9 protein-coding genes are annotated in these 13,603 nt (G+C 70.6%); 4 read left to right on the top strand and 5 right to left on the bottom strand.

Annotation, left to right across the window (positions count from 1 at the left end):
- Positions 1–200 precede the first annotated feature (200 nt).
- The 3 genes from NMN56_RS40975 to NMN56_RS43495 all read right to left on the bottom strand — a co-directional run bounded on the left by NMN56_RS40975 (position 201) and on the right by NMN56_RS43495 (position 4,417).
- A complete protein-coding gene (locus tag NMN56_RS40975; protein WP_274044780.1) occupies positions 201–2,504 on the bottom strand; it encodes an MMPL family transporter in 2,304 nt (767 codons plus the stop codon).
- A gap of 322 nt (positions 2,505–2,826) precedes the next feature.
- Positions 2,827–3,417, bottom strand: coding sequence for a TetR/AcrR family transcriptional regulator (locus NMN56_RS40970; RefSeq protein ID WP_274044781.1), 591 nt, complete (start codon positions 3,415–3,417; stop codon positions 2,827–2,829).
- 265 nt (positions 3,418–3,682) lie between these two features.
- Entirely contained in the window at positions 3,683–4,417 is a 735-nt protein-coding gene (locus NMN56_RS43495) for a GbsR/MarR family transcriptional regulator (RefSeq protein ID WP_430542838.1), read from the bottom strand.
- Positions 4,418–4,838: 421 nt separating this feature from the next.
- Between NMN56_RS43495 and NMN56_RS40950 the strand changes: the two genes are divergently transcribed.
- A complete protein-coding gene (locus tag NMN56_RS40950; protein WP_274044782.1) occupies positions 4,839–6,002 on the top strand; it encodes a serine hydrolase domain-containing protein in 1,164 nt (387 codons plus the stop codon).
- A gap of 218 nt (positions 6,003–6,220) precedes the next feature.
- Here the strand turns inward: NMN56_RS40950 and NMN56_RS40945 are convergent, their stop codons facing one another.
- The gene (locus tag NMN56_RS40945; RefSeq protein ID WP_274044783.1) at positions 6,221–7,861 is read right to left on the bottom strand and encodes an FAD-dependent monooxygenase; all 1,641 of its coding nucleotides are present in this window, start codon (positions 7,859–7,861) and stop codon (positions 6,221–6,223) included.
- A gap of 143 nt (positions 7,862–8,004) precedes the next feature.
- The gene (locus NMN56_RS40940) at positions 8,005–9,018 is read right to left on the bottom strand and encodes a methyltransferase (protein ID WP_274044784.1); all 1,014 of its coding nucleotides are present in this window, start codon (positions 9,016–9,018) and stop codon (positions 8,005–8,007) included.
- Positions 9,019–9,229: 211 nt separating this feature from the next.
- On the opposite strand from NMN56_RS40940, the gene NMN56_RS40935 reads away from it, so the two are divergent.
- The 3 genes from NMN56_RS40935 to NMN56_RS40925 all read left to right on the top strand — a co-directional run bounded on the left by NMN56_RS40935 (position 9,230) and on the right by NMN56_RS40925 (position 13,461).
- Positions 9,230–10,867 (top strand): FAD-dependent monooxygenase, encoded by a 1,638-nt coding sequence (locus tag NMN56_RS40935; RefSeq protein WP_274044785.1) that lies wholly within the window; start codon positions 9,230–9,232, stop codon positions 10,865–10,867.
- A 25-nt stretch (positions 10,868–10,892) separates the two neighbouring features.
- A complete protein-coding gene (locus tag NMN56_RS40930; protein ID WP_274044786.1) occupies positions 10,893–11,918 on the top strand; it encodes a methyltransferase in 1,026 nt (341 codons plus the stop codon).
- A 130-nt stretch (positions 11,919–12,048) separates the two neighbouring features.
- Positions 12,049–13,461, top strand: coding sequence for a cation:proton antiporter (locus NMN56_RS40925; RefSeq protein WP_274044787.1), 1,413 nt, complete (start codon positions 12,049–12,051; stop codon positions 13,459–13,461).
- The last annotated feature ends 142 nt before the right edge of the window (positions 13,462–13,603 follow it).

Here is a 13,603-nt window from a genome sequence, read left to right as displayed (position 1 = left end):
GCCCGACTACCGCAGGAAGTGACTGCTTCCCCTACACTCCGGCCCGCCGGGCGCTCCCTTTCCGGGCGGGACCGGGACTGCCGGGGCCGGGGCCGCCGGGCCCAGGACCCGGGCCCGCCCCTCCAGTCGGCCGGCTGGAGGGGCGGGCCGGCCGGCCCGAAGGACCGACCGGCTGGGAGCGCCGAGCGACTGACGCCGCGTCAGCTGCGGGAGCCGACCCGCTCGCCCTCGTCGTCGCGGGCGCGCTCACCCGGCTGTGCGGACAGTGCGGCGTCCGCCGCGTGCAGCTTCTCGCCCTCGATGTCGACGTTGGGCAGGGCACGGTCGAGCCAGCGCGGCAGCCACCAGGCGCGCTTGCCGAGCAGCGCGAGGACGGCGGGTACGAGGGCCATCCGCACCACGAACGCGTCGAAGAAGACGGCGATGGCGAGGCCGAAGCCGATCATCTTCACCATGGCCTCGCTGGAGCCGATGAAGCCGGCGAAGACCGCCATCATGATCACGGCGGCGGCCGTCACCACCCGCGCGCCGTGCCGGAACCCGGTGGTGATGGCCTCGCCCGGCGACTCGCCGTGCACGTATGCCTCCCGCATACGGGTCACGAGGAAGACCTCGTAGTCCATGGCGAGGCCGAAGACGACCCCGACCATGAAGATCGGCATCATCGACATCACGGGCCCGGTCTGCTCGACGCCGAACAGGCCGCCGAGCCAGCCCCATTGGAAGACGGCGACCACGGCGCCGAGGGCCGCCACCACGGACAGCAGGAAGCCGAGCGCCGCCTTGAGCGGCACCAGCACCGAGCGGAAGACGACCATCAGCAGCAGGAACGCGAGGCCGACGACGAGCGCCAGGTAGGGCAGCAGCGCGTCGTTGAGCTTCTCGGACACGTCGATGTTCATCGCCGTCGCTCCCGTGACGAGCACGCTCGCGCCGGTCTCGGGCTCCAGTTCGGCGCCGGTGTCCCGGAGGGAGTGGACGAGGTCCTCGGTCTGGAGGGACGAGGGCTTGGAGTCCGGGACGATGGAGACCATGGCGGTGTCGCCCGCCTTGTTGAACCGGGGCGGCGTCGCGGTGGCGATGCCGTCCAGCGCGGTGATCTCCCGCACGGTGTGCTCGATGGCGGATTTGGGGTCGTCGGCGCCCGCGGCGTCGACGGTGGCCATCAGCGGGCCGTTGAAGCCGGGGCCGAAGCCCTCGGAGAGCAGGTCGTACGCCTTGCGCTGAGTGGTACTCGTGGGCTGCGAGCCGTCGTCGGGCAGGCCGAGTTCGAGCGAGGCCGCGGGTACGGCCATGATGCCGAGCCCGACGACGCCGGCCAGCAGCACCGCGACGGGCCGCCGTTGCACGAGCCGTGCCCACCGGGTGCCGGCCGAGTCCTTGGGCGCGGCACCCTCCGTGTCCGCGCCCGTGCCCGTGCCCGTGCCCGTGTCCGCGCCTGTGCCCGCGTCGGCGCCCGAACTCGCCCCGCCCGTACGGGGCTTGCGCGCCTTGCGTGCCACGACCCGCTTGCCGGCGAAGCCGAGCAGCGCCGGTATGAGGGTGAGCGCGACCAGGACGGCGATGGCGACGGTTCCGGCGGCGGCGACGCCCATCTTGGTGAGCATCGGGATGTTCACCACTGCCAGACCGACCAGCGCGATGACCACCGTGAGCCCGGCGAAGACCACGGCGGAGCCGGCCGTCCCCACGGCGCGGCCCGCGGCGTCCTCCCGTTCCCTGCCCTCGGCGAGTTCGGCGCGGTAGCGGGAGACGACGAAGAGCGCGTAGTCGATGCCGACCGCGAGTCCGATCATCATGGCCAGGATCGAGGTCGTACTGCCGAGGTCCATCACACTGGCCAGCGCCGTGATGGTCGAGACGCCGATGCCCACGCCGATCAGCGCGGTCAGCAGCGGCAGGCCGGCGGCCACCAGCGAACCGAACGTGACGACCAGGACGACAGCGGCGATGACCACCCCGATGACCTCGCCCATGCCGGTCTCCGGAATGGTCATCAGCGCGTCGCCGCCGATCTCCACGGTCAGCCCGGCGTCACGCGCCTCCTCGCCCGTCTTCTCCAGGGCTTCCCGGGTCGCGTCGGTCAGCTCCATCGAACTGACGTCGTAGGAGACGGAGACGTAGGCGGTGGTGCCGTCCTTGCTGACGGCCTTCGCCGCGAACGGGTCGGCGGCCTGCGCGACCTGGTCCGAGCCCGACTTCAGGTCGGCGACGACCTGTTGGATCTCGGTCTTGTGCTCCGGTTCGGTGATCTTCTCGCCCTCGGGCGCCTTGAAGACGACACGCGCTGTCGCCCCGTCGGCCTTGGCGCCCGGGAATCGCTCCTCCAGCAGGTCGAACGCCTTCTGCGCCTCGGTGCCCGGGATCGAGAAGGAGGTGTTGGCGGCTGCGGGCGCCATGGCGGCGCCCGCGCCGGCTATCGCGAGCAGTGCCACCCACAGCAGCGCGATGACACCGCGCCGTCGGAAGGCCAGCCGGCCCAGTTTGTAGAGATACGTGGCCACGAGTTGGTGCTCCAGTCGCGGTGAGATGGTGCATCGGCAGAACGGACATACGCGGGCTGTGGGAAGCCCGCCGGAGAGCGGGTATGCGCCGGATCGGGCGCCCCGTCACGGGATCGGGCACGGGACGGCCCCGCTCGGGTGCGGGCCCGTCAGATATGCGGGCCCGTCAGGCATGGGGAGCCGTCGGATACGGAGGGACCGTCAGGTACAGAGGCCCCCGTCGAGCCCGGAACTCCCGGGCGCACAGCGCGCGATGGCATGCGGGCAGTGCGGACGGTGTGGGGTCGGTGGTGTGAGTACGGGCCTGGTGGGGCGGGCCCGCTCAGGCGCGGAGCGCGGGCAGCATCACGGCGTCGAGGTAGGTGACCAGGAACGCCTGGGTGACCGGTCTGTCCTCCAGCAGGTCACCGGTGGCCAGGGCGCCGAGCATCATGTGCGGCAACAGGTCGAGTGCGGGGTTGTCGGGGCGGATCTCGCCGCGTGCGACGGCCCTGTCGAGCAGGACCCGCAGGTCGGCGAGGCCCGGTTCGATCAGGTGCTGGCGCAGTGCCTGGAGCAGGTCGGGGTTGACGTGTGCCGCGTGGCCCACGCCGCGCATGAGCGCGGCGTCCTGCTCGATCCTGCAGTCGTCGAAGCCCCGCACGATTTCCAGGAGGTCGCCGCGCAGGGTTCCGGTGTCGACGTCCCGGTGCCCGCCCGGCTTCGCGCTCCGCAGGGCCCGCGCCACCAACTCGGCCTTGGAGCCCCACTGCCGGTAGAGGGTCGCCTTGCTGGAGTGCGTGGCGGCTGCCACCGCGTCCATGGTGAGCGCCTCGTATCCCACCTCGCGCAACAGACGCAGAACGGTGCCGTAAAGCTCGGCCTCCCGTTCAGGGGTGATTCTGCTGCGCCGCGTCGTTGCCACGGGCGGCATTCTCGCACCTCCCAACCGTACGAAACGGTTTCGTACACTTAAGGAGCGTAGCAAACGCTGGAAGGAACGGGGAGCCGGTGCCTCCGGCGCCCAGGGAACGGCAAGTCGGCGGTCGTTGAGCGGAGTCGGCCGCCGGGTCGAGCGGGCGGCGCGGGGCGCGTACAGCGGTTGAAGTCGTACCGGCGGTTGGGGTGTGTCCCGAAGGTGGCCGATGTCCCGGCGGTGGTCGCCGGGGCTGCCTGACCGACGGCGAGCTGACGGCGGCTCAGGGGGTGCTGTCCGAGGGCGTTTCGGGTTTCGTGTGGAGGATCTCGCGGGCCTGGTCCGCTGCGCCGGCGATGCTCTCGGAGACGAAGTCGATGAAGCGGGCGATGTTCTCCAGCCGGGCGGCGGCCGGGGTGTGGGGGCCGAGGATGCCGACACCCTGCCGGGCGACCTCGCCGAGGCGGGCGGTGGCGCGGGCACTGGCCATCGTGGATTGGTACATGACGTCGTCGTCGACGACATAGCGTTCGCGGCGGCGTTCGTCGCGTTCCCGGCGGATGAGGCCCTGGCTTTCGAGGAACGTGACCGCTTTGGAGACGGATGCCGGGCTGATCCGGAGCCGCCCGGCGAGTTCGGAGGCGGTGAGGCTGCCGGTGTCGGTGGCGTAGAGGCTGGCCAGCACCCGGGCCGTCATCTTGGGCAGGCCCGATTGCATGAAGACGGTGGTGAACGTCTCCTCGTACTCGCGTACGGCTTCGGTATCGCGCCCCTGAGCCTCCGGGGACGTGCCGGGGTCCCCGGGCGCGGCCTTTCTGCGGCGGTGGGCGCGGTGTTCGGTGGCGCGGTGGGCCAGGTCGGCGCGGTAGGCGGCGGGGCCGCCGTTGCGCATCACCTCACGCGTGATCGTCGAGGTCGGGCGGTCGAGACGCCTGGCGATCTCCGCGTAGGCGAGCCCGTCGGCCAGCCCCAGCGCGATCTGCCGGCGTTCCTGCTGGGCGAGTCTGCCTCCCGGCATCGCGGTCTCCTTCATGGTCTGCGGTGTCCCCAGGGTAGCGTTCACTCTCAATTCATTGCAACGAGCAGAGCGAGGCGTTGCATTAGATGTTAAAGCCATTGCAACGAATTCATGGCTTTCACCTGCACTGATGGCACTTCATCGCAACGAGTTGATTGCCGCATCCAGAAATGCAACGTAGCTTTTCCATCATCGGAAACACCGAGCGGAGGAAAGCACGACGCAGAAGTCCGACACCCCCGCCCCGGTGACCGCCGTCCTCGACATCCCCGCCGGCCGCATCCAGTTCATCGCCGCCCTGACCATCCACGCGACCACCGCCTACGGCGACATCAGCGCCCGCGGCCTGTAAGCGGGCACGCCGCAGGCGATCCCGTCCGTCCAGTTGAATCCCGCAACAGTTCTGAAGGAGCACACCACCATGTCCAGCACTCTTACCGACCAGGACCGCCCGGAACTGCGGAAGGCCATCGAGGAGATCGTCGAGTCCGGTTTCACCGGGGTGACGATGCGCGTGCACGACGAGCGGGGCGAGTGGGTCGGCAGCGCCGGGGTGCGCAAGCTGGGCGAGACCGCGAAGCCGCCGGCGAACGGGCACGTCCGGATAGGCAGCAACACCAAGACCTTCACCGCGACCGTGGCGCTGCAGCTGGTGGCCGAGGGCGCGATCGGGCTGGACGCTCCGGCGGCGGACCACCTGCCCGGGTTCGGGCTGGACCCGAAGATCACGGTGCGGATGCTGCTGCAGCACACCAGCGGGGTGTTCAACTTCACCGGCGAGTACTACGACGACGGCACGTTCGCGCCGGGGATCCCCGCCACGACCGCGGGCCAGGAGTGGGTGGACAACCGGTTCAAGACCTACCGGCCGGAAGAGTTGGTACGGCTGGCGTTGTCCAAGCCGGCGCGGTTCGAGCCGGGGACGGACTGGAGCTACTCCAACACCAACTACGTGCTGACCAGGCTGCTGATCGAGAAGGTCACAGGGCACTCGCTCGCCGAGGAGATGCAGCGGCTGATCCTGGGGCCGCTCGGACTGTCGGACACCGTGGTGCCGGACACCAGCCCGGAGATCCCCGAGCCGCACCCCCACGCCTACTACCGGTACGAGGACGCCGGGGAGCAGAAGACGGTCGACGTCACCCGCCAGAACCCCTCCTGGATCTCCACCGGCGGAGACATGATCTCCACGACCCAGGACCTCCACACGTTCATCTCCGCGCTGATGGGCGGCAAGCTCCTGCCGGCCCCGCTGCTGGCCGAGATGTGCGAGCCGCATCCCAAGGTCGGCTACGGCCTGGGAGTGTTCGTGCAGAAGGTCGGCCATCCCCTGGGGGTGTTCGTGCGGGAGGCGGGCGAAGACGGCGGCACCGTCATCACCCACAACGGCGGCACGGGGGGCCACGCGGCGCTGATGTACAGCACGCCCGACGGCAGCAGGACCCTGACCGCCGCGCTGAACTATGTCGACGACGCCGCACTGTCCATGGGAGAGGCGTTCCAGAAGACGACGCAAACGCTCGTCAGTGAGGTGTTCGGCGGCGGGCGGGCCGGGGCGGCTGACGCGGCCGAGCCGACTCGGTAGACAGGGTCGAGCGGCGTGGACCTCAAGATCCTTCTCAGCGCCGACCACGGTTCCCTTGATCTCCGGGGCCGTGCAAGGAGCGGGAGTCGGCGTCAGAAGGGACGCGTTCGGGCCCACGTCGCGGTCTGCGGCGTGGGCCCGTGGCTGTCCCGGGAGCCGGGGGAACCGGTGACCCGGGAATCGGGGGTCCGGGAATCGGGGGTCCCAGAGCCCGGACATCAGCTCCGTGCGTACAGCGCGCTCACCGCCTCGCGCAGTGCGGTCTGCGGATCCACGACCGCCTCCGTCGCGCGCCAGGCGACGAAACCGTCGGGCCGCACGAGGACGGCCCCTCCCCCGGCGATGCCGTGCGCCGAGGCCACGGCGTCATCCGGCGCCTGGACGCGGTGCGCGTCCAGGGTGATGCCCAGGGCGGCTGAGACCTCACGGGCGGCGTCCACCCATGCCTGCCCGCCCTCGCCCGTGAGCACGACGGGTGCGCGCCCGTACAGGTCCAGCGTCGAGATCTTTCCCGCGCCCGCGGCCGGGGACGATCCCTGCCCGTCCCCCTGGGACGCGTTCCCGTCGGACCCGTTCCGCTCGAAGACGACATGGGGCGCCCGCGTGCCCGGCTCACCTCTGAGGTGCTGCGGCGGGACGACGGGCCCCTCGCCGTAGCGGTAGCCGAAGACGGTCGTGCTGTACGCCTCGGCCGGGTCGGGACCCTCGGCCTCCTCGCCGTCGGGGCCCGTACGCTCCTGCATCATGCCCAGCGCCTGCTGGAGCGTCATCCAGGCGACGGGGTGGCGCTCGCTCTGGTACGTGTCGAGCAGTTCGGGGCCCGACTCACCGTCGAGGACGGCGGCGAGCTTCCAGGCGAGGTTGCCGGCGTCCTGGATGCCGAGGCTGGCCCCGAACCCGCCGGTGGGCGGCACGAGATGGGCCGCGTCGCCGACGAGGAACACCCGGCCCCTGCGGTACTCGCGGGCGACCTGCGCGCCGATGACGAAGCTCAGCCACTTCGCACCGCCGGCCGGCAGCTGCGGGACGATCCGTACGTCCAGGTCCTGCTGGCCTATCGCATCCCGTACGAGCCCGATGGCCTGTTCCTCCGTGACCGTGTCGAGGGTGGCGCCCTCGGGCATGGCGGTCGCGAAGATCCAGCGCTTCTTGCCGTCGTGCGCGAACAGGATGGTGGAGGGCGCCGGCTTGTCGAGGTAGCAGACGCCGACCTCGCGTCCCCTGGCGGCGGCGCTCAGGTCCGCCTCGAACAGGACGGACAGCGTGGTGGCGAACTCGCCGGGACCGTCGGTCTCGATGCCCAGTTCCTCACGGATGGGGCTGCGGCTGCCGTCGGCCGCGACCAAGTACGCGCTGCGCACGGTGCGTTCGGCGCCCGTCGCCGTGTCCCGCAGTACGGCGGTGACACCGTCGTCCGACTGCTCGAAGGACACCATCTCGGTGGCGAAGGAGAGTTCGGCACCGAGTTGGACGGCGCGCTCGCGCAGCAGGTGCTCCAGCCTGTCCTGGTCGACCGGTGCCCACTCGCAGGGGCTGACGCCGCCGCTGGGGTCGGGCTGGTCGGTGGGGCCGCTGAACATCTCGGGTCCCGCGAGGGTCTCGGCGCGGATCATCAGCAGTTTGCTGAAGTCCGTCGCCAGACTCGCCTCGGACCAGATGGCCTCTTCGAGGCCGACCTGCCGGTACAGCTCGACCGTGCGCGGATTGACGCCCCGCGAGCGCGGGTGGCTGAGGGTGTCGGGGTGGCGTTCCACGACGAGGGTGCGGATGCCGTGCCAGCCGAGGAAGACGGCGGTTGACAGGCCGGTGACCGCACCGCCGACGACGAGGACCTGCGGCTCCTGTGAAGTCGTGCTCATTTGGGTCCTGTTCCTTTCTGGAGTCTGGGCCGTCAGCGACCTGCGCCGCCCGGCACCCCGGTGCCCGACGGACTGGAGTCAGCCCGTCCGGCAACCGCGAGGAGTCCGGAACGCGGGGCCGGAGGGGCCGGAGCTGCCGGATGTCATGCCGCCTTGCGGCAGATCACGATCGTGTCGTAGTCGCTCAGCGGGAGGATCTCGGTGGAGGCGAACCCGGCACGCTCGGCGTGCGCGACGACCTCGGAGACGGGGTATTCGGAACCGCCGTCGGTGACCAGCAGCATGTCCAGGCTGATGACGAGGTTCTCGACGTGGTCGGGCTCGTCGTCGAGCATCCGGTCGTAGATGAGCAGCGCGCCGCCGGGGTTGACGGACGTGAACGCCTTGGCGACCAGGTCGCCGCGCTGCTGCTCGTCCCAGTCGTGCAGTACGTGCCCGAGCGTGACGACGTCCGCGCTGGGCAGCGGGTCGGTGAAGAAGCTGCCGCCGTGGAAGGTGAGCTTGCCTGTCAGCCCGTAGGAGGCGATGTGCTCCTCGAACAGCGGCTCCATGGGCGGCAGGTCGAAGACGTGACCCGCCAGGTGCGGCTGTGCCTTGACGATGATGGAGCACAGGTTGCCGCGGGCTCCGCCGATGTCAAGGACGGACTCGTAACCGCTCCAGTCGAACTTGGTGACCAGCTCGGGGCCGACCACGTGGGTGAGCGCGTCCATCATGCCGACGAACTGGCGCAGGATGTGCGGGTTCTTGGTGACCTCTTCGAAGTCGCTGCCGGATTGCTGCTGCCCTGTGCGCAGCGCCTCGGAGAGCTTGCCCCAGGCGGGGTAGAGATTACGGTTCGAGCGCTCCAGGAAGCCGCCGACGTAGGTCTTCTGCCCGCGCACCAGGTAGGTGCCGGCACCCTCGGCGTTGCCGTACTTGCCGTCCTCGCGGGTGAGCAGGCCGAGCGCGCTCAGCAGGTCGAGCCAGTCGCTCAGGCCCCGGCCGTGCAGCCCGAGTTCCTTGCGGATCTCCTCCTGGGTGGCGGGGCCCTTCTCGCTCAAGGTGGTGAACAGGCCCAGTTCGACTGCGGTCAGCAGCGCCTTCGCGTCGCAGAACGCGTTGCTCAGCCGGATGATTCCGGCCGGGGTGCTGACATCCAGGCTGGTGTGCGTCATGCGCAGGACTCCATCCTTCCGAAACGGCCGTGGCCAGGCGCCAGTGCCGCTTGAGGGAGCGTCACACCGTGGAGTTGAGCGGTCCTCGAACAGTGCTGGGGACCGCCGGCCCCCGCCGTATCTCCAGCGCCCCTCTAGTCGCCGTGGCTACTCATCAGGGGTGCCGTGGACGAAAGCGGCCACAAGCCCAGCCCGTTCAGAGGGGATATGCATGTATGACGTGAGGATCCCGGTACTGATCGTCGGCGGTGGTCCCGTCGGACTGTCCACCGCGCTCTTCAGTGGCCGCAGGGGCGTCCGGACGATGCTGCTGGAGAAACGGGACAGCACCTCCATGCTCCCCCGCGCCCCCGGCCTGCAGGCCCGCACGATGGAGCTGTTCCGCGCCGCGGGTCTCGGCAAGGAGATCAGGGCGCTGGAGAAGGGGAACTCGCACGCCTATTTCGAGGGCGGGATCATCAAGGTCGACACGTTCTCGGACATCGACAACGCCGAACTGCTGGAGGCTCCTTCGCTGGACGGCCCGACCGTCAGCCCTGAGCGCGTGATGGGCTGCGGCCAGGACCGCTACGAGAAGGTCCTGGTGGACAAGGCCCGGGAGTACGGCGCCGACGTGCGGTTCCACACCAAGCTGCTGTCCTTCGAGGCCGACGAGGAGGGGGTCACGGCCGTCGCCGAGGAGCTGGCGACCGGCAAGAAGCTCACCATCCGCGCCGACTATCTCGTCGGAGCCGACGGCGCGGGCAGCCGCATCCGCCAGGCCCTCGGGGTCGACCGGGTGGGCCGTGGCACCGTGTTCAACGCGCTGAGCATCTACTTCCGGGCTCCGGAACTGGAGACGCTGCTCAAGGACCGCAAGTTCATCCTGTGCTACGCCTCGGCCGGTGGCTCCCTGATGGGCCTGTCCCGGCTGCACGGCTGCGACCCGTGGCTGGCCGCACCCATCTACTACCCGGAGAAGGGCGAGAAGCCCGAGGACTTCACCGACGACCGGTGCGTGCAGATCGTGCGCGAGGCGGCGGGCAAGGACATCGACGTCGAGATCATGGACAAGGTGCCGTGGCAGGGCGCCCAGTTGGTCTCCGAGACCTTCCGCGTCAAACGGGTCTTCCTGGCGGGCGACGCGGCGCATGTCCACCCGCCGGCCGGCGGGTTCGGCGCCAACACCGGCATCCATGACGCGCACAACCTGTCGTGGAAGCTGGCGGCCGTGCTGCGCGGCTGGGGCACCGAGGAACTGCTGGACACCTACGACGCCGAGCGGCGTCCGCTGGGCACCGCCATGTCCGAGCAGGCGCTGGTACGCAACCGCATCCGGCACGGCTACGCCACCGAGCAGGACCGTGCCGACTTCGTCGACGACGTGATCATCACGCTCGGGTACCGCTACCGCTCCTCCTCCATCGTCGGCGCGGGCGAGAGCAAGGTCCTCACCCCTCACCTGGAGCTGACCGGCGAGCCGGGCACCCGCGCGCCCCACGTGTGGCTGACCCGCGGCGGGGAGACGATCTCGGCGATCGACCTGTTCTGGGACGACTTCGTGCTGCTCCACGGGCCCGCGGGCGGCGCCTGGGCGAAGGCGGCCGTCAAAGCGGCGGAGAAGCTGGGCGTTCCGCTGGTCACCCACGCCGTTGGCCTCGACGAGGAGCTGCGCCCCACCGAGCGTGACTGGGCCGGGGTGTACGGGGTCGGCCCGGAGGGCGCGGTGCTGGTGCGGCCCGACGCGTTCGTCTCCTGGCGCTCCGAGGGCGCCGCCGAGGATCCGGAAGCGGTGCTGGCGGACGTGCTGGCCCGCGCCTCCGCCGTGCCGGCGCCAGGTGCTTCCCCTGCGACGGCTTCCGCCTCCTGAGCACCGGGCCTGTGAGAGGAGCGCGATGAGTGAGAACGTGACGGCCGAGGCCGGGCGGGTGCTCGGCCAGGCGATGGCCTTCCAGCCGGCGAAGCTGGTGCTGGCCGGGGTCGAGGTCGGCCTGTTCGCCACGCTGGCCAGGGGCCCGCTCCCCGAGGAGGACATCAGGGCGCGGCTGGGCCTCCAGCCGCGCGGCTGCGACCACTTCCTGGCGGCGCTGGCCGAACTCGGGTTCCTTGAGCGCACGTCCCAGGGTGCGTGGGCCAACACGCGGATCTCCTCCCGGTTGCTGGTGCCGGGGGACCCGGCGTCGCTCAGCGGCTTTCTGCGGCTGGCCGACCGGGTGATGTACCCGGCCTGGGACAAGCTGGCCGACGGGCTGCGCACCGGGGCGCCGCAGGCGGCCACGTACACCGGCGAGGACATGTTCGGTGAGCTGTACGACAGCGAGGAGAAGAAGGACGGGCTGGTCGGCATGGCCGAGGACGCCAGCCGCCCGCTGATCCCCGCGCTCACCGAGGTCTTCGGCTGGGGGTCGTACCACTCCGTGCTGGAGCTGGGCGGCTGCCGGGGCAATGTGCTGGCCGGTCTGGTGGCGGCCCATCCGCACCTGGAAGCCAAGGTGTTCGACCTGCCGCAGCTGGAGGGCGACTTCGAGGCGCACATCGCGTCGCTGGGCATGTCGGGCAAGCTCGGCTTCCACGGCGGTGACTTCTTCGCCGGGCCGCTGCCGGAGGCGGACGTGCTGATGCTGGGGCACGCGCTGGTGGACTGGAACGACGAACAGCGCGGCCAGTTGGTCAAGAACGCCTTCGCCGGGGTACGTCCCGGCGGCGCCTTCCTGGTGTGGGACCCGGTGATCGTGCGGGAGGAGGAGAGCTATCTGCGCAATCTGCTGCGCAGCCTCAACCTCCAGCTCATGACCCCGCACGGCAAGGGCTACACCCTCGAACAGTGCACCGGCTGGATGCTCGACGCGGGCTTCACCCGCGTGGAACACCGTTCGCTGGGCCACGACGTGACCCTGGTGATCGCGCACAAGGCCGCGTAACCGGGTCGGCAGGGACCGGCCGGGAGGTGCCCCCCTGACGGGCGGATTCCAGCCCGTCAGGGGGGCACCTCCCGCCGTCGTTGCCGGGCGTTGCCCGGCAAGCCGTGGGAACAGCGCAGGGGGCGCACTCATGACACCTGAACAGATCCAGTCCCTCTTCATCGGTCTGGCCGCCATCCTGGCGCTCAGCCGCATACTCGGCGCCGCGGCCCGACGGCTGGGACAGCCACCCGTGGTCGGCGAGATACTCGCCGGAATCCTGGTCGGCCCGACGCTGTTCAACGGGGCGCTGGCCGGCTTCCTCTTCCCCACCGACATCCGGCCGATGCTCACCGCGCTGGCCAATCTGGGCCTCGTGCTGTTCATGTTCGTCATCGGCTACGAGCTGGACCTCTCGCGGCTGCGCGGCAAGGAGCGGGTGGCGGCCAGCGTCTCCCTGTGCTCCGTGCTGGCGCCCTTCGCGCTGGGCGGGCTGCTCGCGCTCCACCTCGCTGCACGGCACGCCCCGGCCAGCCATACGGGCTTCGTCCTGTTCATCGGCGCCGCCATGTCGGTCACCGCGTTCCCGGTGCTGGCGCGCATCCTGTCCGACAGCGGTCTGGGCCGCACCCGGATCGGCGGTATCGCGCTGGCGAGCGCGGCCATCGACGACCTCGTCGCCTGGTCGCTGCTGGCCGTCGTCGTCTCCGTGTCGGGCGGTACGGGCCAGTGGAAGATGCTGTTCGCACCGGTCTACCTCGCGGTGATGCTGCTGCTCGTACGGCCGGGGCTGCGCAAGCTGTTCGAGGGCAGGGCCGGCAGCCGTGCCGGGTGGGACGGCTGGGCGCGTGAGCATGTGACGGCCGACCAGCTCATCGTCGTACTCGGCGGGCTGCTGCTGTCGTGCCTGGCGACCGAGTGGATGGGCGCGCACTTCGTCTTCGGCGCCTTCCTCTTCGGCGTGATGATGCCGCGCGAGACCCTGCACGGGATACGGCACCAGGTCACCGACAGGTTCGAGTACCTGAGCAGGCTCCTGCTGCTGCCCGCGTTCTTCGTGGTGGCCGGGCTCCAGGTCGATCTGTCCAGGACCGGTGTCCGCGGCCTGGGCGAGCTGGGCCTGATCCTGGCGACGGCCATCACGGGCAAGTTCGCCGGAGCCTATCTCGGTGCCCGTCTCAACAAGGTGCCTCCGGTACAGAGCGGCGTCCTGGCCACCCTGATGAACACCCGTGGCCTCACCGAGATCGTCATCCTCACCATCGGCCTCCAACTCGGCGTGCTCAGCACGGATCTGTACGCGCTGATGGTCGTCATGGCGGTGGTCACCACGGCCATGGCGGGACCGCTGCTGCGCCTGCTGGGGCGGCGCGGGGGCGGCCCTGACACGCTGGGCGACTTCGAGTTCACCGTCCGGGACAGCCCCGAACCCACCGCGCCCGCCGGCCTGCCTTCAGCCCCCGCTTCCTCCTCCCGCCGCACACCGGCGAGCCGGCGCGACGCCGAGCAGGCCGGGCTCGCCTCCCCCGTGGCGCCGACCGACGGCGACCCCGTACCGGACTGACGGGGCCGGGGCGGGCGGGCGCGGCGAGCAGGCAGGCGCGGCCGGCCCGGCGGCAAGCGGGCGCGGCGAGCAGGCGACCTCGGACGACGGGCGCGCACGCGCAGGCAGGCGCGCACACGAAGGCGGCGGCGGTGCGGATCTC

Origin of the sequence: Streptomyces iconiensis, from assembly GCF_028657195.3 — a bacterium.
GTDB lineage: Bacteria > Actinomycetota > Actinomycetes > Streptomycetales > Streptomycetaceae > Streptomyces > Streptomyces iconiensis.
The sequence above is the reverse complement of the archived record's forward strand: the minus strand, read 5'-3'. Positions and strand labels throughout refer to the sequence as shown.